Origin of the sequence: Nonomuraea sp. LP-02 (assembly GCF_036289125.1) — a bacterium.
Taxonomy (GTDB): domain Bacteria; phylum Actinomycetota; class Actinomycetes; order Streptosporangiales; family Streptosporangiaceae; genus Nonomuraea; species Nonomuraea bangladeshensis.
On record NZ_JAXCLK010000002.1, the window covers coordinates 880,541 to 900,383 of the forward strand.

16 protein-coding genes are annotated in these 19,843 nt (G+C 71.4%); 10 read left to right on the forward strand and 6 right to left on the reverse strand.

What is annotated here, in order from left to right; all coding sequences use genetic code 11:
* Positions 1-2: 2 nt before the first annotated feature.
* Together SMD20_RS47360 and SMD20_RS47365 are read right to left on the reverse strand one after the other, a co-directional pair.
* Positions 3-896, reverse strand: coding sequence for an IclR family transcriptional regulator (locus SMD20_RS47360; protein ID WP_329594399.1), 894 nt, complete (start codon positions 894-896; stop codon positions 3-5).
* 83 nt (positions 897-979) lie between these two features.
* Entirely contained in the window at positions 980-1,936 is a 957-nt protein-coding gene (locus tag SMD20_RS47365; protein WP_329594401.1) for an aldo/keto reductase, read from the reverse strand.
* A gap of 40 nt (positions 1,937-1,976) precedes the next feature.
* Here SMD20_RS47365 and SMD20_RS47370 point away from each other — a divergent pair, with 40 nt between their 5' ends.
* The 3 genes from SMD20_RS47370 (at position 1,977) to SMD20_RS47380 (ending at position 5,274) form a co-directional block, all read left to right on the forward strand.
* On the forward strand, positions 1,977-3,257 hold the full coding sequence (locus SMD20_RS47370) for an oxidoreductase (protein ID WP_329594403.1): 1,281 nt from the start codon (positions 1,977-1,979) through the stop codon (positions 3,255-3,257).
* A gap of 98 nt (positions 3,258-3,355) precedes the next feature.
* Entirely contained in the window at positions 3,356-4,558 is a 1,203-nt protein-coding gene (locus SMD20_RS47375) for a sensor histidine kinase (RefSeq protein WP_329594404.1), read from the forward strand.
* Positions 4,555-5,274: a response regulator transcription factor gene (locus SMD20_RS47380; protein WP_329594406.1), complete on the forward strand. Its 720-nt coding sequence runs from the start codon at positions 4,555-4,557 to the stop codon at positions 5,272-5,274. Before SMD20_RS47375 ends, SMD20_RS47380 begins: the two co-directional genes overlap by 4 nt.
* 13 nt (positions 5,275-5,287) lie before the next feature.
* On the opposite strand, the gene SMD20_RS47385 is transcribed toward SMD20_RS47380, so the two are convergent.
* From SMD20_RS47385 to SMD20_RS47395, 3 genes are all read right to left on the reverse strand, one after another.
* The gene (locus SMD20_RS47385; RefSeq protein ID WP_329594408.1) at positions 5,288-6,091 is read right to left on the reverse strand and encodes a hypothetical protein; all 804 of its coding nucleotides are present in this window, start codon (positions 6,089-6,091) and stop codon (positions 5,288-5,290) included.
* 395 nt (positions 6,092-6,486) lie between these two features.
* Positions 6,487-9,435: a DUF6351 family protein gene (locus tag SMD20_RS47390; RefSeq protein WP_329594410.1), complete on the reverse strand. Its 2,949-nt coding sequence runs from the start codon at positions 9,433-9,435 to the stop codon at positions 6,487-6,489.
* A gap of 72 nt (positions 9,436-9,507) precedes the next feature.
* Positions 9,508-10,947 carry a hypothetical protein gene (locus SMD20_RS47395; RefSeq protein WP_329594412.1) on the reverse strand — a complete coding sequence of 480 codons (1,440 nt, stop codon included), beginning with the start codon at positions 10,945-10,947 and terminating at the stop codon, positions 9,508-9,510.
* A 200-nt stretch (positions 10,948-11,147) separates the two neighbouring features.
* Here SMD20_RS47395 and SMD20_RS47400 point away from each other — a divergent pair, with 200 nt between their 5' ends.
* From SMD20_RS47400 to SMD20_RS47430, 7 genes are read left to right on the forward strand one after another with little or no spacing between them, the layout of a single operon-like run.
* Positions 11,148-12,473, forward strand: a complete 1,326-nt coding sequence (locus SMD20_RS47400; RefSeq protein ID WP_329594414.1) for an ABC transporter substrate-binding protein — start codon at positions 11,148-11,150, stop codon at positions 12,471-12,473.
* Positions 12,474-12,514: 41 nt separating this feature from the next.
* Positions 12,515-13,462, forward strand: a complete 948-nt coding sequence (locus SMD20_RS47405; protein ID WP_329594416.1) for a carbohydrate ABC transporter permease — start codon at positions 12,515-12,517, stop codon at positions 13,460-13,462.
* The gene (locus tag SMD20_RS47410; protein ID WP_329594418.1) at positions 13,459-14,334 is read left to right on the forward strand and encodes a carbohydrate ABC transporter permease; all 876 of its coding nucleotides are present in this window, start codon (positions 13,459-13,461) and stop codon (positions 14,332-14,334) included. Before SMD20_RS47405 ends, SMD20_RS47410 begins: the two co-directional genes overlap by 4 nt.
* The gene (locus SMD20_RS47415) at positions 14,331-15,824 is read left to right on the forward strand and encodes a DUF4127 family protein (protein ID WP_329594420.1); all 1,494 of its coding nucleotides are present in this window, start codon (positions 14,331-14,333) and stop codon (positions 15,822-15,824) included. The genes SMD20_RS47410 and SMD20_RS47415 overlap by 4 nt, the downstream gene beginning before the upstream one ends.
* The gene (locus SMD20_RS47420) at positions 15,821-16,876 is read left to right on the forward strand and encodes a LacI family DNA-binding transcriptional regulator (protein WP_329594422.1); all 1,056 of its coding nucleotides are present in this window, start codon (positions 15,821-15,823) and stop codon (positions 16,874-16,876) included. The genes SMD20_RS47415 and SMD20_RS47420 overlap by 4 nt, the downstream gene beginning before the upstream one ends.
* Positions 16,877-18,487, forward strand: a complete 1,611-nt coding sequence (locus SMD20_RS47425) for an FAD-dependent oxidoreductase (RefSeq protein ID WP_329594424.1) — start codon at positions 16,877-16,879, stop codon at positions 18,485-18,487.
* Positions 18,488-18,501: 14 nt separating this feature from the next.
* Positions 18,502-19,164: a hypothetical protein gene (locus SMD20_RS47430; protein WP_329594426.1), complete on the forward strand. Its 663-nt coding sequence runs from the start codon at positions 18,502-18,504 to the stop codon at positions 19,162-19,164.
* Between the two features lie 84 nt (positions 19,165-19,248).
* Here SMD20_RS47430 and SMD20_RS47435 read toward each other — a convergent pair whose 3' ends face one another.
* Complete coding sequence (locus SMD20_RS47435) at positions 19,249-19,776, reverse strand: hypothetical protein (RefSeq protein WP_329594428.1); 528 nt, start codon at positions 19,774-19,776, stop codon at positions 19,249-19,251.
* Positions 19,777-19,843 lie beyond the last annotated feature (67 nt).

Sequence of the window (19,843 nt, forward strand, 5' to 3'; positions counted from 1 at the left end):
GCTCAGGTGTCGGGGTGGTCGGCCGCCCTGGGCCGTTCGATCCAGTCCGGGGCCGGCGGCTCCTCCGTGGGCGCCGCCGGCCAGCCCGCAGGCACGGCGAGCACGCCGCGCGCCATGCTCGCCCGCCACGCGTACCAGCGGACCAGCCGGGTCAGGACCGCCATGCGGTCGCGGGTCAGCCGCTGGGCGGGGCCGGAGATGCTGATGCTGGCGTCCACGCCCCCTTCGGGCGAGAAGACCGGCGCGGCGACGCAGCGCAGCCCCGCCTCCAGCTCCTCGTTGTCGAGGCTGTAGCCGGTGCGGCGGATGCGCGCCAGCTCGTTGCGCAGCCGCTCGACCGTGCCGATGGTGTGCACGGTCCGCACCGGCAGCTCCGCGTCAGGGTATCGTTCCCCGATCTCGGCGTCGGACAGGCCCGCCAGCAGCGCCTTGCCCATCGAGCTGCAGTGCGCCGGCGACAGCTTGCCGGCCCACGAGTGCATGCGTACGGTGTGCCAGCCGTCGACCACCTGCACGGTCTTGGCCACGGTGTCGTCGAGCACGGCCAGGTGCCCGGTCTCGCCCGTGCGTTCGACCAGCTCCCGCAGGAACGGCGTGACCACCGAGGCGAGATCCTGCCGGGCGGCCAGCAGCGAGCCGAGCACGGCGAGCCGCGGCCCGAGCGTGTAGTTGCCGGCCGAGGCCGCCACGAGGTATCCGGCCGAGGCCAGGGTCGCCGCCAGCCGGGACGCGCTGGACTTGTGGATGCCGAGCTCAAGGGCGATGTCGGTGATGCCGACCACCCGCCGGTCGGCGCTGAACATGTCGAGGATGTCCAGGCCGCGACGGAGCGCGACGATCACGTTCTGCCCGGATTGCCGGTCACCTCCGGCGGCTGGTGGGGTCCAATCGCCCATGGTTGGATCCTAGTCAGCCGCGATCGCGCTCGGACACGCCGTCGCCGCCGGTGCGGCGGTCCGCGGGCGTTCGCCGGCTGGTGTCATCGGCCCGCCGTCGCGGTCGCCGAGGCGGCGTCGAGCCGCGCGACGTCCTCCTCGCTCAGCCGCACCCGCGCGGCGGCGAGGACGTCGCGCAGCTGGCCGGTGTCGCGGGCGGAGGCGATGACGCCGCTGACCGTGGGCTGGACGGCCAGCCACGCCAGGGCGACGGCCGCCGGGGCGGCCTGGTGGCGGACGGCCACCTCGTCGAGTGCCCCGAGCACCGCGTGGCCGCGGTCGTTCAGGTACGCCGCCGCGGCCTTGGCCCGGGGGCTGTCCACCGTCGCGCCGTCACGGTACTTGCCGGTGAGGAAGCCGTGGGCGAGCGAGTAATAGGTCATGACGGTCAGGCCACGCTCGCGCGCGAGGGGGATGACGTCGGCCTCGATGCCGCGCTCCATGAGGCTGTACTGCTTCTGGATCACGGTCGGGCCGTGCAGCCCTTCCCGCTCCGCCACGTCCAGCCACGCGGCGATCCGGTCCACGCTGAAGTTCGACACGCCGATCTCGGCGATCAGCTTCTCGTCCCGCAGCCGGGAGAAGGCCCGCGCGATCTCCTCGATGGGACGGTCCTCCTCGTCGAAGTGGGCGTAGTAGAGGTCGATCGACGAACGGCCGAGCCGGACGAGGGAGTCGGTGACCGCGGCGACGATGTTGTCCGGGGCGAGCCCCTGGCGGTGCTTCGACTGGCTCACCTTGCTGGCGATCGACACCGGCGGGCCGTCGCCGCGCCCGGCCAGCCAGGCGCCGATGATCGTCTCCGACTCGCCGCCGGAATTGCCCGGGGCCCACTGCGAGTAGGAGTCGGCGGTGTCGATGAGCGTGCCGCCCGCCGCCGCGAAGGCGTCCAGGACCGCGAACGAGGCGTCGCGGTCGGCGGTCCAGCCGAACACGTTGCCGCCGAGAACGATCGGAGCGGGCTCGGCGCCGCTGGCCGGAGTGATCCCCTGCGTATCCATGTATTGCATAATGCCCAATCCGTTGCTTATGCTGCAACCCGTGCAAGCCTCGGACCAGGCCGACGTGCTGTTCTCCCCACTGTCCCTTCCCGGCGGCGCGGTGCTGCGCAACCGGGTCGCCAAGGCCTCGATGGAGGAGAACCTCGCGGCGCCCGGCCAGCTTCCCGACCACCGGCTACGCAAGCTCTACCGCATCTGGGGGGCCGGCGGTGCCGGCCTGCTCATCACCGGCAACGTCATGGTGGACGCCCGCGCGATGACCGGGCCGGCCGGAGTCGTCCTTGACGCGCGGGCACCGCTCCAGCCGTTCGCGGCCTGGGCCGCCGCCGCACGGTCCGGCGGCGCCGCCGCGTGGATGCAGCTCAATCACCCCGGACGTCAGGTGCGTGCCGACCTCGGCGGCGTCGCCTGGTCGCCGTCGGCCGTCCCGATCTCCGGGACCGGCGGCTTCGCCCGGCCGGTCGCCATGGACGACGACGACATCCGAGCCGTGATCGCGATGTTCGCCTCCGCCGCGGCCCGCGCGATCGAGGCCGGTTTCACCGGTGTGCAGATCCACGCCGCGCACGGTTATCTGCTCTCACAGTTCCTGTCCCCGCTCGTCAACCGGCGTACCGACCGCTGGGGCGGTCCGATCGAGCAGCGGGCCGGGCTGTTGATCCAGGTCGTGGAGGCCGTACGCGCGGCCATGCCCGCCCACGCCGCGCTCGGCGTCAAGCTCAACACGGCGGACTTCCAGCGCGGCGGCTTTCAGCAGGAGGACGCGCTACGGGTGGTCGAACTCCTGGGTGAGCACCCGGTGGACCTGGTGGAGCTGTCAGGCGGCAGCGCCGAGCGCCCGGTCATGCACGGTGTCATGCACGGTGTTCTCGACGGTCCGGGCATCGACGAGCGGACCCGGGCGCGAGAGGCGTACTTTCTCGACCTCGCCCGTGAGGTCGTCGCGGCCTCTCCGATCCCGATCATGCTGACCGGCGGCATCAGAACCGCGGAAGGGGCCCGCGAGGTCCTGCGCGCCGGCGTGGCCGTCGTCGGGGTCGCCACCGCCCTCGCGCAACGCCCCACCCTTCCGCGCGACTGGCTCTGCGGACATCCCGGCCCCGAGCCGCTGACCGCCTCGCCGGCATCGGACAAGGCCACGGCCTCTGCCGCGAAGCAGGCCGCGGTCCGCTGGATCCTCCGGCGGACCGCCGCCCGTGGAATCGCTCCCGAGACCACCGACCCCGACGCCGCGCTGCGCCTGGACACGCGACGCCGCGCCCGGCTGCTGCGGCGCTACCGCGACTGGCTGGCCGGCCGCACCCCGTCGCGGAACGGGTAGTACCGGCCAGGACGACGACATGCCGGCGGGCGCGGCGGACGCGGATGTCCGACCGTGGACGGATGCCGCATGATCCGGTGAGGCGATACCTTCCCCTCATGAAATGGGCTGGATGGCGGCGCGGCGGAAGGGGCGTCACCGACGCGGCGGTGGCGGTCGCCGTGGCTCTGCTCATCAGATACGCCATCGTCGATCCGCCGGGGCCGTCGTCACCGTGGCCCGCGTGGTCGGCCTGGCTGGTGGCGGCGGTCCTGAGCTTTCCCATTGCCGTCCGGCGGCGCTGGCCGCGGGCCATGCTCGCTGTCGCGTGCGCCGCGGGCACGGGGGTGACCGTGGTCGGCGCCGTCGCGGCGGGCGCGATCTGGCTGACTTTCGTGCCGACCGTGCTCGTGCTGTACCTGGTGGCCACCACCGCCTCGATCGCCTGGTCGGTGGCGGGCCTGGCGGTCTGCCTGTCCGCCGTGGTGACCGCGATCCTGATCTTCTATGCGCAGGTGTTCCCCGGTCTCGCGCTCGCGGCGGCGCCCAGTGAGCTGCCGATGGCCTGGCCGATCGAGATCGGTACGATCGGTGTGCTCCTGGCCGTCGCGTGGGCCCTCGGAACGGCCGTGCGCTGGAAGCGGGACACGACCGCCCGGCTCGTCCGCCACCTCGCCGACGCCGCGGTGACCGACGAGCGCAGGCGCATCGCCCGGGAACTGCACGACGTCATCGGCCACAGCATGAGCCTGATCGCCGTCAAGGCCACCGTCGCCAATCACGTCGCCGACGCCCGCCCGCAGGAGGTGCGCGCCGCGCTGGCCGTCATCGAGCAGACCAGCCGCAGCACGCTCGCCGAGATCCACAGGGTGCTCGACCTGCTGCGCTCCGACGGTGATCCCCGGCAGGACCCGGTCCCCACGCCCGGTATGGCCGACCTGCCCGAGCTGGCCGCCCACGCCCGCTCGGCCGGGGTCGAGGTGGAGCTGACCGTCCGTGAGGAGGCCGCCCTGCCTGCCGCGGTCGCGATGTCGGTGTACCGGATCGTGCAGCAGGCCCTGACCAATGTCGTCACCCACGCGGGGCCGACTCGCTGCGCGGTCACGGTGCACGTCGGCAGGCGGGAGGCGGTGATCGAGGTCGTCGACGACGGCCCCCGCCACGGCCGGCCGCCGCGCGCGAGCCACGGCGGACACGGCCTGGTCGGCATGCGGGAACGGACGAAGATGTACGGAGGCACGTTCGAAGCGGGGCCCCGACCGGCAGGAGGCTTTCACGTGTCGGCTCGACTGCCCTACGGTCAGGACGGCACCGCGGCATGAGCATCGACGACACGAGCATCGGCGCCGCACCGCACGACTCGTCCCCACCCGTCCGGGTCCTGCTCGTCGAGGACCAGGTCTTGATCCGCGACAGCCTCAAGGTCCTCATCGACGCCACACCGGGGCTGGCCGCCGTGGGCGAGGCGGGCACCGGTGCCGAGGCCGTGCTTCTGGCCCGCCGGCACCGGCCCGACGTCGTCCTGATGGACGTGCGGATGCCGGACATGGACGGCATCGAAGCGACCCGGCGCATCTACGCCGACCCCGCCTGTGCCGGCGTGCGCGTACTGATCCTCACCACATTCGACCTGGACGAATACGTGTACGCGTCGCTGCGGGCGGGTGCGAGCGGCTTCCTGCTCAAGAGTGCCACGGCGGCCGAGCTGCTGGCCGCCATCCGGGTCGTCGCCTCCGGTGAGGCGCTCCTCGCGCCCACCGTCACCCGCCGGCTCATCACCGAGTTTCTGCGGGGCCCACATCCCACCCAGGACGTACGGGGCCTCGATGACGTCACGCCGCGCGAACGCGAGGTGCTCGCCCTCATCGGCAGGGGGATGTCCAACGCCGAGATCGCCGAGCACCTGCACCTCACCGTCGGCACGGTCAAGACCCACATCGGCCGCCTCCTGGCCAAACTGCAGGCCCGGGACCGGGCCCAGCTCGTCATCGCCGCCTACGAAGGCGGGCTCATCGCCAACCCGGACGGCCACCGGTGACCGGTCCGGATCGTCATCCTCTCGGGCCGAAACCCGTCATGAGGACATGCACGCCGATGAGGACGGCGACCCAGATCATGGCGCGCCTGGTCGGCGGGGGGCCGCCGCGCAGCAGCGAGATGCCCAGGGGGATGAAGGCGATGCAAAGGCCGCCCACGGCGATGAAGGACTGTGGTTCGGTGCCTTTGAGCGTCCCGAGCGCGAGCGCCGACATCAGGCCGAGTGCGATCGAGCGGCCCAGCCCCAGGGCGCCGGAGCGGTAGGCGCCGATGGCCAGCACGACCCAGCCGAAGAAGGCCGGCCCGGACATGGACCTGAACGGGTGCCAGACCGTGTCCCGCCATGCCAGGTAGTAGCCGTCGATGCCGGTGAGCATGGTCTGCAGGCCGAGGGCGTCGGTCAGGTGAAAGGCCAGGTGATCGGTGCCGAACTGGAAGGTCCGGGTGAACAGGCCGACGATCACCAGGCAGCCGCCCCAGATTCCCCACAGCGGGTCGGTGGCGGCGATCCTCTGTGCCAGCGTCATGACCGCCGGCCACAGCAGCACGAACCCGCTGGCGAAGCAGGCGTAGGCGGCGGTGATGAGGGCGGGATGCTGGGTGTAGGCGGTGAGCTGGTAAGGGACGAAGTAGTAGAACGGGGAGCGCAGGAGGGTCCCGGCCATGATCAGGCTGGGGCCGCCGATCAGCGAGATGGCGCTCACCCATCGGCCGGGAAACGGGGGTTGGCGGTCCAGGTTGGCGGCGGCGTTGGCGGCCCGTCGGTCCGCGCCGGCCCGCCGCCATCGCATGATGCGCCCGCCAAGCTCGATCTTCATGGATTGCTGCCCGTCCTGTCCGTGTTGATGCGCCCCGACCGGTATGTCGGGGCACACCGAAATGGTGAGGGGCGAGGCGGGGGGCGCGCGTCTGGCTCGGGTCGCATCTTGGTGGGCAGGCACGAGCAGGGAGTGCGACCTCAGACGGACGTGTATGTCCGCCCGTGGGCAGATGCCGAGTGATCCGTCGAGACGATGACGTCGCGTCCTGGAGGGAGCTAAAAATCTACATTGTAAAGGAGGTCGGTTGAAGTGAATTCATATCACCCGTACGCCTTGGCCCACTGCTCCGACAGCAGGTAGCCCTCGTACAGGACGGTGGGTGGCCCCCTTCCTGTCCCTGGTCGTACGTGACTCTTCCGGTACAGCCACGCCGTCCAGGGACAAGGAGGTCGTCAGAAGCGGTGCCAGGTGTTCTTCGTGCGCTGCTGGGAGACGCCGGGCTTGGAGTAGTCGCACACTCCCTGGGGGAAGATCGTCCGCAGCCGCTCCCACTGCTGGTCCGTCCACTGCACCGCGGCGTAACCGTCACGCTTCAGCTTGGTCAGCCGGCACGTGATGATGTCGGCGGTGACGTCTTCTCCCGCCACCTCCCGGGGGAAGGACGCGGTCGGGTACAGCCGCTCGCACTCGCTCGCCGGGTCGCGCTCAAGTGTCTCGGCCACGAACCGCGGCTTCTCGTCGCGGGTGTTGCAGCCCTCGACCAGGGTGTTCGGCCGCGCGGTGGTGATCCGCTGGATCGCCTTGCCCCCGGGGCGGAGGCCGGCGAGGTTCGTCAGCCAGTGGTCCATCTGGGTGACGGCGTGCCGCACCAGCGCGCTCTCGGTGCTGAACAGCCCGTATCGGGCGTCCTCCAGCAGGCTGACGTGGTTGGCGGCCGTCCCGTTGGCCTCCTTCAGCCGTTCCCGCATGGAGAAGGTGTGGTAGCGGACGTGGATGTCGCCCCAGGACACGTCGTCCCAGTACGAGCGGTAGTCGATGATCGGCGTCGTGGCCAGCCCGCGACCGGCGCTGATCACCCGCCCGGTGCGGTAAGCGATCTTGGTGGCCGCCGGGTCGGCCTCGGTCCGCCGGGGCACGACGTTCGCGTCGGCGTCGAGGCCGCCGATGCGCTCGTTGAGGTCGAGGAACTGCTCCGGCGTGATGGCGCCGTCCTTCAGCGCGCCGAGGCCGTACTGGATGCCGACGTTGTCCAGCGGCCTGCGGGCGAAGCCGGTGGCCGGGTCGGCGCCGTAGATGTTGATCATGTGGTCGTAGACGCCGCAGCGGACGCCGCCACGGTTGGTGTCCGGGTTGTAGCGCTGCTGCTCGGGGACGATGTCGCAGTCCAGCCGCGGGTCGATCCTGTTGGCGCCCCGCGACATGGCGGACACCATGGCCGCCGTCGCGAAGCCGGAGGCCTTGCGCTTCTGCTCGTCCGTCCACGCGACGGTCGTGCCGGAGTTGAAGTAGGTGTCGAGCAGCCGCGCGTCGGTGAGGAAGTTGACCGTGCTGATGCCGACCTCGGGGAACGAGCAGCCGACGACGATGCCGTCGAAGATGCCCGGGTAGTTGTCGGCGATCTGGTGAGCCTGGTAGGACCCGCCCGAGCAGCCGTAGCCGATCGTGTGCTCGACCGGCCCGTGCCGCTCGACGAACAGCTCTTTCGTCATCATCGCCGTCTCGGCCGCCGTGACGTCGTTGCAGTTGTTGCCGAAGACGTTCAGCGAGGACGACATCAGCGCGAACCCGCGGCCGAGCATGAACGCGTCGGTGACGGTGCCGGTGCCGCTGCCGGACCGGTACCACCCGCCGGCGCAGCCGCCGCCGAGGGTGAACACGGCCCGGCCGTTCCAGCCCGCGGGACGCACCATGGGCGAGCGCGCGGGCTCGGCCAGCGGGTCGTGCAGCATGCTCATCTGGGCCACCGCGCGGTTGACCGTGGACGTCTCCATCCGGACGATGAACTTGACCGTGACGCCGAGCGAGTTCGTCGTGGTGGCCAGGTCGGAGGGGTAGGCGGTGGCGCGGGCCGGCCAGGCCTTGTACGCGTTGCCGGTGGTCCGGTAGAAGTAGTCGACCCGGGGGGCGATCGTGCAGTCCGCGTCGAGCGGCTCGCCGAGCCTGCCGCCGATCACCGGGATCGCGAACGCCGCGGTCTCGCAGGCGAACGGCCGCTCGTGCGGGCCGGAGAACACCGGGCCCTGGGCGGGGTGGTTGACCAGCGTGATCGAGGCGCGCGGCCCGCCGGGCGTCCGCGTGGTGACCTCGACGGTGTTCTCGCCCTCCCGTAGCCCGGTCACCAGCCCGAGGAGTTCGCCGGCGTCCGCCCCGGCCTGGAAGGCCGGTGTGACGTCGGTCTGGCCGTTCACCGTCACCTGGAGGTTCTCGCGCGAGACGGCGCTGGGGAGCGCGATCCTGAGCAGCGAGTCGCCGCCGGTCACCATGTCGGGCCTGCCGGAGATCGCGGAGATCCCGAGCTCGTCCGGCCTCGACTCGTCCGGCTCGGCGGTGACCGTGATGGTGACGGTCGCGGTCGAGCGCTCGGAGTCGTCGCCGACCCCGTAGGTGAACGTGTCGACGCCGACGTACCCGCGGTCGGGCTTGTAGCGGAACGACCCGTCCGCGGACGTCGTCAGGGTGCCGTGGGCCGGCTCGGACCACGCCGCCACCGCGGGCGTGACGCCGTCGGGGAAGCTGTCGTTGCCGAGCACGCCGGGCGCGTCGGCCACCAGCTCGGTTCCCTGCGTGACGGTGCGGAAGTCGTCGGCGGCGGTGGGATGCGGCGTGGGCGGTCCCTCGCCGGGCGCTCTGACGACCAGCTCGTACAGGCGGGCGGCGTTCGTGCTGTGCCGCGACTTCTTGGTGATCACCAGGCGGAGCGTGTCGGTCGTGAGGTCGGTGCTGAACGTGACCACCGGCTTGGTGTTGTCCACCGCGGTCCCGACGGTCACCCAGCCGGCATCGGTCTGGGCCTCGACGGTGAAGTCCACCAGGACCGTGTCGGCGTACGGGTTGGGCCAGCCGGAACCGCTGTAGATCCCGACCGTGCCGACCCGGGTCCGGGCCGGGAACTTGATCGTCAGTGTGGGGGTGGCGTCGGTCGCCGACGACATCCAGCGGGAGGACTCCGCGCACAGGCCGTCGACGGCGTTCTTCGCGCCGTAACTTGAGCTGAAGGTCGAGGACGCCGTGACGGTCGCCCCCATCGCCCGATGGCCGGTGCATTCGATGTCCGATGCCAGGGCGGAGTTCTGGGTGGTGGTCTCGGCCGACAGCGATGGGGCGGTCAGACTGCCCGCTGCCAGCAGGGCGGTGGTCAGCAGCGCGATGACCGAGGACCTCAGGTGCATCCTCGCGGACACGACGTCTCCTCGTCTACGTGGGTGGGGGGTGAGGAGCCCGCCGGCCGTGCGGCCGGCGGGCCTCGTGATCACTCAGGGGCCGTCGGGGTAGGTGAGGTGGACCCGGATGTTGGTCCAGTTCTGCGGGCAGTTCGCCGCCTGGCAGGTGCTGGGGTCGTGCACGCCGGTGAACTCCGGGCTCAGCTGCCAGGTCTTGCCGTAGTCGTAGGAGACCTCGAAGTAGGTGGACTCGCCGAGGTTGGCCGGGTCGAACGTGGTCCGGGCGTACATGCCGAACACCGGCGCGATCGCCTCCCAGCCCGGGGAGAACGAGGGCTTGCCGTCGATGATGTACCGCTTGTCGAACAGCCGCTTCGGGTCCGCGCCGACCGGGCCGACGATGAGCCACTGGGGCCGGCCCATGAACGAGTTCTGGCCGAGGTCGTTGCTGAGGAACTTCACGTGGTTCGCCGGGACGATCTGGAAGCCGCCGCGGACGTTCTCGTCCCAGCTGAAGCCGACGTACGGCGAGGTCGAGAAGGTCATCGCGCCGGGGTGGTTGGTGTCCATCTGGCCGATGTGGGCGAACTCCGTGCCGCCGAAGCGCCCGGTGCCCGCGACCCGCTGGACGACGTCGGCGACCTGGCGCTTCGCGCCCTTGGCGTAGCCGACGTAGATTGCGCCGTTCTTCTGGTGTGTCTTCCCCGCGACCGTGTCACCCGCGGCCCAGTTCTCGAACTCGATGTAGGTCGGCGAGGCGTTGCGCACCAGGGGCTGGTAGGCGGTGAAGCGCAGCTTGCGCGGGGGCGCCGCGTCCGGGTTGGCGCGGAAGTGCTCGGCGATGGGGCGCCAGTCCTGCTTCGCCTCGTCGAAGTAGGACAGCGGCGCGCCGGTGGGCAGCGAGCTCTTGCCGCCGAAGATGCCCGAGCCGCCCGGGATGTCGGTGTAGATGGTGTCGGCCAGCCAGTTGCCCCAGTCCGCGCCGATGTACCGGTCGGGCCGGATGTTGAGCAGGCTGGTGGTCCAGTCGCGCTGGCCGGTGGCCGGGTCGAAGTTCTCGTAGCGCAGCGGGTCGTAGCTCTCCTCGGGCCAGACCTTGGAGCGCAGCACGTAGACCGACGTGGCGAGCAGGTGGCCCGCGGTGCCGTCGATGGCGCGCGAGTACTTCGACGCCCAGAAACCGTCGTTGGCCTTGACGGTGGCGGTCGCCGGCTGCTGCACGTGCCCGAGCACGGTTCGCGTGCCGTCCAGCGCGACGTGCTCGATGGCGCCGCCCGTGGAGTTGTCGATCTCGACGTGGAACTGCGCGACGAAGCGCGGGTTGTTCTCCGGCGTGGCGTGCGGGGGGATCGGCGTTCCCACCATGTTGCTGATGCCCGCGGGGGGACCGCCGCGGTTGTCCCCGACGGGCGAGGCGTCGTCCGCGGTGGCCGCGGTGGCGGGGGCGAGCAGCGCCACGGTCGCGAGGCTCACGGCCCACAGGCGGGCGCTGCGACGTCGGCGGGTGGTCGGGGTGTGGGGGGTGGCTTGCATGGTGTCCGAGCGGGCTGCTCGGCGATCGGGAACCACGGGATGGTCCCTCCTTCTGGTGTTGCGCATTATCGCGGCTGCAAGTGTCGGCAAGTGTTCCGACCCGATCAGTGCCTGTCAAGATCTGGTATTGACTGATAATGCGCAACACCACCATGATGTTGCGCATTATCGAACCGGGGGGCAGCCCTCAGGAGGTACACATGATCACAAAATCCCGCGGCGCTTCTCGTCTGGCGGCCGGGCTCATCGCGGTGCTGGCGCTGAGCGCGTGCGGCGGCGGAGGCACCGCCGGCGGCACCGCGAGCGGCGGCGGCTCCGGCGACGGCGCGAGCACCCTGCGGGTCTGGTTCCCCGGCAATCTCGCCGAGGAGATCTCCTGGGTGAACGAGAAGCTGGTCCCCGCGTTCGAGGCCGAGCACAAGGTCGACGTCCAGGTCGAGTTCGTCGACTGGGCCAACCTGGCCACGCGGCTGTCGACCGCCTTCGCCGGCGGCACCGCGCCCGACATCTTCGGGCACGGCAACGCCGCGGCGGCCGGATACGCCGCCAACAACCGGGTGATCGCGCTGGACGACTACCTCGCCAAGATGCCCGACTCCGACGTGAAGGACCTGACCTTCCTCGACCAGGGCAAGGTCGGCGGCAAGCAGATCATCATGCCGCTGCGCGGCTTCGGCCACCTGCTCGCCTACCGCACCGACCTGTTCCAGGAGGCCGGGCTCGACCCGGCCTCCCCGCCCGCGACGTGGCAGGACCTGCGCGCCGCGGCGGACAAGCTCGTCGTCCGCGACGGCGACCGGATCACCCGCTCCGGCGTGATCTTCCCCGCCGACGACCCGACGAGCATGTCGCAGGCGTTCGGCAGCTTCCTGTTCCAGGCCGGCGGGAACTTCGCCGACGAGAGCGGCACGACCGTCACCTGGAACTCCGACGCGGGCAAGCGCGCCCTCCAGTTCCTCGCCGAGTTCTACACCGGGCCGAAGGCGGTCTCCACCGGCCTGGGCGAGGCGACGAGCGGGTCGGGGGCGCAGCACCCGCTGGTCACCGGGCGCGCGGCCATGGCCGTGATCGACGAGGCGACGCTCAAGAGCATCCACGAGCAGGCTCCCGACGTCGCCGCGAAGATCAAGCTGGCCCCGCCGCTGAAGGAGACCACCGCGGCGTCGTTCGGCGGAGCCGGCAACGGGCTGTTCATCAGCGCCGACTCCGGCCACAAGGACCAGGCGTGGCAGTTCATCGAGTTCCTGCTCAAGCCGGCGAACGCCAAGGCGTACGTCCAGGCCGTCGGCGGCATCCCGGCGCGCGCCTCCCTGGCCACCGACCCCGATCTGGCCGCCCAGCAGTACATCAAGCCCTACATGGACGCCGCCGCCCTGTTCCGCGGGAACCCCAACATCGCGACGTGGACGCAGCAGCGCGAGGCGCTGGCCAAGCAGATCGAGGCCGTGCTGCGCGGCAAGACGCCCGCCGCCGAGGCGCTCGACCGCGCGGCGTCGGAGGCCGCGGCCCTGGCGAAGCAGAACTGATCGCCGACTCGAACGGATCTCCGAACGGATGAAGCTCCATCATGGTGACTGAGACCCGGCCGCCGGGAACGTCCTCCGGGCCCGAGCCCGTGACGGCATCCCGGCCGAGCCGGAGCCCGCTCCGCTCGGCCCAGCGCAGAGCGGGCTGGATCCTGGTCCTGCCCGCCGCCCTCGCGCTGTCGCTGGTCACGATCGTGCCCATCGGGTACGGCTTCTACCTGAGCCTGACCTCGTACAATCCCGTCGAACGCGGCGGGCCCAGGTTCCACGGACTGGACGGCTACCTCGCCGTGCTCCAGTCCGGCGAGTTCTGGCACGCGATCTGGATCACCGTCCAGTACGCGTTCGGCACGCTGATCCTGGCCGTGCCGGCGGCCCTCGCCCTGGCGCTCCTGGTCAACGGCCGGTTTCCCGGCGTGGCCCTGTTCCGCGCGGTGCTCTACCTGCCGCGGGTGGTGCCGCTGGTGGCGGTGAGCATGATCTGGCTGTGGCTGTACTCCCACGACGGGCTGTTCAACTACCTGCTGGACCTGGTCGGGCTGCCACCGGTGGACTTCCTCACCGACGAGGACACCGCCCTGCTGTCGCTGATCGGCATGCGGGCCTGGAAGGCGCTCGGCGGCAGCATGATCATCTTCCTGGCGGGGCTCCAGGCGGTCCCGGCCTCGCTGCTGGAGGCCGCGGCCGTGGACGGCTGCGGACGCTGGCGGACGCTGCGGCACGTGATCCTGCCGCTGCTCGTGCCGATCACGACGTACGTGGTCGTGGTCGACCTCATCTACCTCGCCCAGTCCTTCTCCGAGATCTACGTCCTGACCTCAGGAGGTCCGCTGTCCTCCACGACCGTCCTGAACATGCTGATCTACAACGAGGCGTTCGAGCACTACAGGCTCGGCAACGCGAGCGCCATGGCGTTCCTGCTGTTCTGCCTGATCTTCGGCCTCGCCTACCTCAGCATCCGCTCGATGGCGAGAGGAGGCCGGCGATGAACGCGCGAACGGCCCGAGCGGGCACCGGCCGGCGCAGGGCGCTCCTCACCGGGGTGGTCACCCTGCTGGTGGCGATGCCGTTCGTGTGGATGGTGTCGCTGGCCTTCAAACCGAAGACCGAGGTGTTCAGCTACCCGCCGAAGCTGCTGCCCGACCAGCCGACGCTGGACAACTTCGCCTACGTCTGGAACTCCACGAACATCCCCGGCGCGATGGCCAACAGCCTCATCGTGGCGACGCTCACGGTCGCGGGGAACTGCGTCGCGGCGACGGCGGCGGGCTACGCCCTGGCGCGGATCGACTTCCGCGGCTCGCGCCTGCTGTTCACCACGGTGCTGGGCAGCGCCATGGTGCCGTCCATCGTGCAGCTGATCCCGCTGTTCCTCATCGTCAAGGGCTTCCCGCTGGCCGGCGGCAACGACCTGTTCGGCCAGGGCGGCAGCGGGCTGCTGGACTCGCACGTCGGGCTCGTGCTGCCGATGCTGGTGCAGCCGCTCAACATCTACCTCGCCCGTCAGTACTTCCTCGACATGCCGGGCGAGCTGGCGGAGGCAGGCCGGCTGGACGGCGCCGGAGAGCTGCGCATCTTCTGGCAGATCTACCTGCCGCTGGCCCGGCCGATCGTCGCCACCATCGCCATCCTCTCCTTCACCGGCGCCTGGGAGGACTTCCTGTGGCCGCTGGTGGCGGTGTCGTCGCCGGAGATGCAGACGCTGCCGCTGGCGCTCAGTTCGTTCGCGGGCAGCGGCGTGACCCAGTACGGCCCGCTGATGGCCGGGACGTTCATCGCGATCGTGCCCGTGTTGGTGATCTTCGTGGCCGGCCAGCGGCACTTCGTGCAGGGGCTGGGCGCGGGAGGGGTCAAGGGATGACGCACCGCAGACCGGTCGTGACGCTGCTGCCGCTCGACGACCGGCCCGTGAACACCGGCCACGTCGCCGGGCTGGCCGGCGCCGCCGGGACCCTGCTGCGGCTCCCGCCGGCCGGGCTCCTGCCGGCGGGCGGCGTACCCGCGGACCTGGACGGCACGTCCCGGTGGCTGGAGGACGCCGCCGCCGGCAGCGACGCCGTCGTGGTCAGCGTCAACCAGCTCGCCTACGGCGGATTCGTCGCCTCGCGGCGCACCACCGAGCCGCTGGCCCGGACGCTGGCCCGCCTGGACGTGCTGCGGCGCATCCGGGCGGCCCGGCCGGACCTTCCCGTCCACGCCTTCGTCACGCTGATGCGGACCAAGAAGACCGACGGCGCCGGAGCCGAGCCGGACTACTGGGACCGGCACGGCCGGCGGTTCTTCGCCCTGTCCGAGGAGCTCTACCGGGCCGAACACGGACGACCCGCCGCGGTGGCGCCCGCCCGGGCGGCGATCCCCGAGCCGTACGTCGCGGACTTCTTCACCCGGCGGCTGCGCCTGCACGCCATGCACCTGGCCTGCGTCGAGCTGGTGGTGGAGGGAGTCGTCGACACGCTGTCGATCCTGGTGGAGGACAGCACGGTCGAGAGCGTGTCCACGAGCGAGCGGGAGTGGCTGGAGTCCTGGATCGCCCGCCTCGGACTCGGCGACCGGATCGGCTGCTACCCGGGAGCCGACGAGGCCGGCGCCGTGCTGACCGTCCGGGCCGCGCTGGAGCACGCCGGCCTGCGCCCGAAGGTGGCGCTCGCCTGCCTCGATTCGGACGCGCTCGGCCGGATCGCGGCCTACGAGGACGTGCCCGTCCGCGACACGATCGCCGACCAGGTCGCCGCCATCGGCACGGTCCTCGTCGAGGACGCCGGCCGGGCCGACCTGGTGCTCGCGGTGCACCCTCCCGGCCTGCCCCCGCGCGACTGGTGCTCCGGGCCGGACCAGCCGGAGCGGCCGTCCGGCGACGCGGTGCGCCTCGCCGGACGGGTGCGCGCCCTGGTGGAGGCCGGGCTCCCGGTCGCGGTGGCGGACGTCGCCGACGCCAACGGCGCCGACCCCGCCCTGGTCATGGCGCTGCGTGAGGCCGGCCTGCTCCCGCGCCTCGCCGGGTACGCGGCGTGGAACACCGCGGGCAACACGATCGGCAGCGCGCTCGCCCAGGGATGCAGCCGCCTGCTGGCCGCCGGCGACCGGCAACTGGCCGAGCACGCCCGCACCCTCGTCCATCGGCTGCTCGACGACTGGGGGTACCAGACCTCCGCGCGGCGCGGGTTCCTCGCCGAAGGGACGGCCCTCCGGCCGGACCAGGTGGAGCGGGAACTCGGCGAGCTGCTCGCGGACCTCGGCCCGCCGGCCGACAAGTTGAGAATTACGCCGGGCAGCGTCAGCTTCCCGTGGGATCGTCCGTTTGAGATTTCCTTTGAGTTGGAGCACCTCGAGGAAGGGAACGATCGCCGGTGAAAGACGCGCCCCGCCGCAGGCCGCGCCAGTCCGACATCGCCAAGCTGGCCGGTGTCTCGCAGACCACGGTCTCCATCGTGATCAACGGCAGGCATTCGGACACCATCCGGATCCCCCCGGAGACCAGGAGGCACGTCTTCGAGGTGGCCCGGTCGCTGGGCTACACCATCGATCCGGTCGCGCGCAGCCTGGCCGGTGGGATGAACCATCTGATCGGCGTCTACACGTTCGAGTCGCTGTTCCCGATGGACCATCACGACTTCTACTACCCGTTCCTGGTGGGGATCGAGGCCGCGGCCGAGGCGCTCGGCTACGACCTGCTGATGTTCACCAGCGCCACCGGCTCGGACGGCGGCAGGTCGATCTACCGCGAAGGCGTCAACCGGCTGGGGCTCGCCGACGGGTGCGTGATGCTCGGCAAGGAGACCAACCGGGACGACCTCGTCCGGCTGCGGGACGAGGGGTTCAGGTTCGTCCTGATCGGCCGTCGTGACGTGCCGGGCCCCGTCACGTACGTCACCGCGGACTACGCGAACGCGACGGGCAAGGTCGTCGACCACCTGGTGGGCCTCGGGCACGAGCGCATCGCCTACCTGACGGCCGCCGATCCGGGCGAACCGTCCGCCGACCGTGACGCCGGATTCCTGGCCGCGCAGACCCGGCACGGGCTCGACACCGACGGGCTCGTCCTGTCGGTCCGCAAGGAGGAGGGGCCGTCGGCCGAGCAGGTACGACGCCTGCTGGCGGCCGGGGCCACCGCGTTCATCGCCCACGAGTCGGTGGTCGCGCTCAGGCTGCTCGACCTCCTCGCCGGGATGGGCGTCGACGTGCCGGGCGAGTGCTCGGTGGCCGCGCTCAGCGACGCGCCCGACGCCGTGCCGGGTCCGGAGCTCACCTGCTTCCGGATACCGCGGCGGGAGATGGGGATGCGCGCGGTCGAACTGCTGGTCCAGCAGCTCGAGTCGGAGGAAGAGATCGAGCCTCGGGCCGTCGAGCTGCCGTGCACCTTCGTCGCTGGGCAGACCAGCGGCTCCAACCGAAAGGAATCATGAGTGACCGAGTTCCGCGCAGACGTACTGGTGGTCGGGGGAGGTTTGGGCGGCGTCGCGGCCGCCCTGGCCGCGGCCGGGAACGGTGCGCAGGTGGTGCTCACCGAGGAGACGTCCTGGCTGGGAGGGCAGCTCACCACGCAGCTCGTCCCGCCCGACGAACATCCCTGGATCGAGTCCTTCGGAAGCACCGCGAGTTACCGGCGGCTGCGCGACGGCATCCGTGAGTACTACCGGAGGGAGTACCCGCTGCGGTCCGCGTCGAGATCGCTGGCCCACCTGAACCCCGGCGCCGGGCGGGTCGGGCCGCTGTGCCACGAGCCGCGGGTCGCCCTGGCGGTGATCGAGGCCATGCTCGCCCCGTGGCAGGCGGCCGGGAAGATCACCGTGCTGCGCCGGCACGTCCCGGCGACCGCCCAGGTCGACGGCGACCACGTGACGGCGATGGGCTTCCACGACCTGGAGACGGGCGGCGGCGTCACCGTCACGGCCAGGTTCGTCCTGGACGCCACGGAGGCCGGGGACGTGCTGCCGATCACCGGCACCGAGTTCGCGACCGGCGCCGAGTCGCAGGCCGACACGGGCGAGCCGCACGCCGCGGCGGTCGCGCGGCCGGACAACATGCAGGCGGTGTCGGTGTGCTTCGCGCTCTCGCACCACGCGGGGGAAGACCACACGATCGACAAGCCGGACGACTACGCCGCCTGGCGGGCGGTGGCTCCCGAGTGGTGGCACGGCCCCCAGCTCGGCTGGGTCGCCCCGCACCCGCACACGCTGGAACCCCGCCGCCACGTCTTCACCCCGAACCCGGACGACGACCCGACGGGCATCGTCGCCGACCAGAGCAAGGACCCGGGGTCGGACGAGCTGTGGACGTTCCGGCGGATCCTGGCCCGCAACCACTTCCGGCCTGGCGCGTTCGACAGCGACATCACCATCGTGAACTGGCCGATGATCGACTACTTGGGCGGCCCCGTCATCGGCGGCACCGCCGAGCAGAACGCGGCCCACACCGCCGCGGCGCGGGCCCAGAGCCTGAGCTTCCTCTACTGGCTGCAGTCCGAGGCGCCCCGGCCCGACGGCGGCACCGGCTGGCCCGGCCTGAAACCGCGTCCCGACGTCACCGGCACCGCCGACGGCCTCGCGATGCGCCCGTACATCAGGGAGTCGCGGCGGATCCGCGGCCAGTACCGGATCGTGGAGCAGGACCTCGCGGTGGCCGTACGCCCCGAAGGAGCGGTCTCCTACCACGACAGCGTCGGGATCGGCTCGTACCGGATCGACCTGCACCCCTCGACCGGCGGGGACAACTACATCGACGTGCCGGCGTGGCCGTTCCAGATCCCGATGCGGGCGCTGGTTCCCGAGCGCGTCAGGAACGTGATCGCCGCGGGCAAGAACATCAGCACCACGCACATCACGAACGGGTGCTACCGGGTCCACCCGGTCGAGTGGACCGTGGGCGAGGCGGCCGGTCACCTGGCGTCGTTCTGCGTGGCCAGGGACACCGAGCCGCAGCAGGTCACCGCGACGCCGGGCCTGCTGGCCGAGGTCCAGGAATCGATGGCCGCCCAGGGCATGGAGCTGGGCTGGCCGAATGTCACCTACTACTGAGGCGGGTTCTCGAAATGCGTCTGCCCGAATCGCGGCCGGCCCTCCTGGTCAGTCTGCCGCGCAACGAGAGCGCGCTCGCACAGGCCGCGTCGCGGGCCGGAGCCGACGGCCTGAAGGTCCACACGAACGTGCGGCACCGGGCCTCGGGGACGGCCTTCGGATCGCTGGACGCCGAGCGTGAGGCACTGCACGGCATCCTCGCGCTCGGCGTCCCGACGGGCCTCGTCGTGGGCGCGGCCGGGTCGGTGTCGCTCGCGGAGATGGCCGCCGCGCGGGACATGGGGTTCGACTACTTCGACGTCTACGCCGCCGACGCGCCCGCGGGCTACGTCGAGGCGTGCGGGCCGGTGACGCCCATGGTCGCCCTGGGGCCGGGCGACGGCCCGTCCCAGGCGCGGGCCCTGGTGCGGCGGGGGTGCGGGGCGCTCGAACTGTCCACGCTCGAACCCGACAGGTACGGCACGCCGCTGACGCTCGCGACCCTGGCGAGGCTGGAGGCGGTGGCGTCGGCGGTCGACGTCCCCGTCATCGTGCCGAGCCAGCACGCGCTGGTCCCGGACGATCTCGCGTCCCTGCGGGACGCCGGGGCGGCCGCGGTGCTGCTGGGGGCCGTGGTGACGGGGGCCGACCCGGCGGAGTTCGGCGCCCGGATCGCGCCGTACGCCGCCGCCCTCTGACTTCCGTCCGATGGGCCCCACCGTCCGGAGGTCGGCGGGGCCCTGACCGGTTCAACGGTGACGAGTACGCCGTCGAACTCTCGATCAGCCATGTGTGGCGCGTCCACACGGGGGTGCGGTCGCGTGCCGCTCTATCCAGAGCTTCAGCGCGTCGAGGCTCGCTTCGTTGTGCTCCTTGAGGAATCCTGCCACCGCACGTGGAGTGAACAGGGTGGTGGAGAACGCGGTGACCCGAGCCCACTTCGGCCATCCGCGCTCGTCCCTCCAGAGAATTTCGGCTCCGCCCGACCAGGTACGGCGCACCCCCGTTGCCCTGCCCACCGGGACCCTGCGGGTCGAGAAGAACCGGTGCACCCTGATGACGTCGTCATCGCACGTCACGCCCCAGATCGGCGACCGCACCACGAACGCGACACCGGACACGATCAGCGGCAGGGCCAGGACGGCGGCCAGCACAAGCTCGGCGGGCTGAGCTCGCAGGACGTGCTCCGGCCGGAGGACGTCACCCTCGACCCCGACTATCACGGCCACCAGTTGCGGGACGCAGCAGATCCACCCCAGCCCGACGAGGGCCATCATCAGCCGCATCATCGGATGCGCGCGTAACTTCACCCTTTCATGCTGCCTCACGGGCGGCTCACGCCGCGGTGCACGTGTGCGGACACGGTCGTCCAGGGAC

Excerpts from the sequence above, each read along its gene's own strand:
- SMD20_RS47375 (WP_329594404.1), top strand. The coding sequence starts at position 3,356 with ATGAAATGGGCTGGATGGCGGCGCGGCGGAAGGGGCGTCACCGACGCG.
- SMD20_RS47410 (WP_329594418.1), top strand. The coding sequence starts at position 13,459 with ATGAACGCGCGAACGGCCCGAGCGGGCACCGGCCGGCGCAGGGCGCTC.
- SMD20_RS47360 (WP_329594399.1), bottom strand. The coding sequence starts at position 896 with ATGGGCGATTGGACCCCACCAGCCGCCGGAGGTGACCGGCAATCCGGG.
- SMD20_RS47415 (WP_329594420.1), top strand. The coding sequence starts at position 14,331 with ATGACGCACCGCAGACCGGTCGTGACGCTGCTGCCGCTCGACGACCGG.
- SMD20_RS47380 (WP_329594406.1), top strand. The coding sequence starts at position 4,555 with ATGAGCATCGACGACACGAGCATCGGCGCCGCACCGCACGACTCGTCC.
- SMD20_RS47405 (WP_329594416.1), top strand. The coding sequence starts at position 12,515 with ATGGTGACTGAGACCCGGCCGCCGGGAACGTCCTCCGGGCCCGAGCCC.
- SMD20_RS47385 (WP_329594408.1), bottom strand. The coding sequence starts at position 6,091 with ATGAAGATCGAGCTTGGCGGGCGCATCATGCGATGGCGGCGGGCCGGC.
- SMD20_RS47430 (WP_329594426.1), top strand. The coding sequence starts at position 18,502 with ATGCGTCTGCCCGAATCGCGGCCGGCCCTCCTGGTCAGTCTGCCGCGC.
- SMD20_RS47400 (WP_329594414.1), top strand. The coding sequence starts at position 11,148 with ATGATCACAAAATCCCGCGGCGCTTCTCGTCTGGCGGCCGGGCTCATC.
- SMD20_RS47395 (WP_329594412.1), bottom strand. The coding sequence starts at position 10,947 with ATGCAAGCCACCCCCCACACCCCGACCACCCGCCGACGTCGCAGCGCC.
- SMD20_RS47365 (WP_329594401.1), bottom strand. The coding sequence starts at position 1,936 with ATGGATACGCAGGGGATCACTCCGGCCAGCGGCGCCGAGCCCGCTCCG.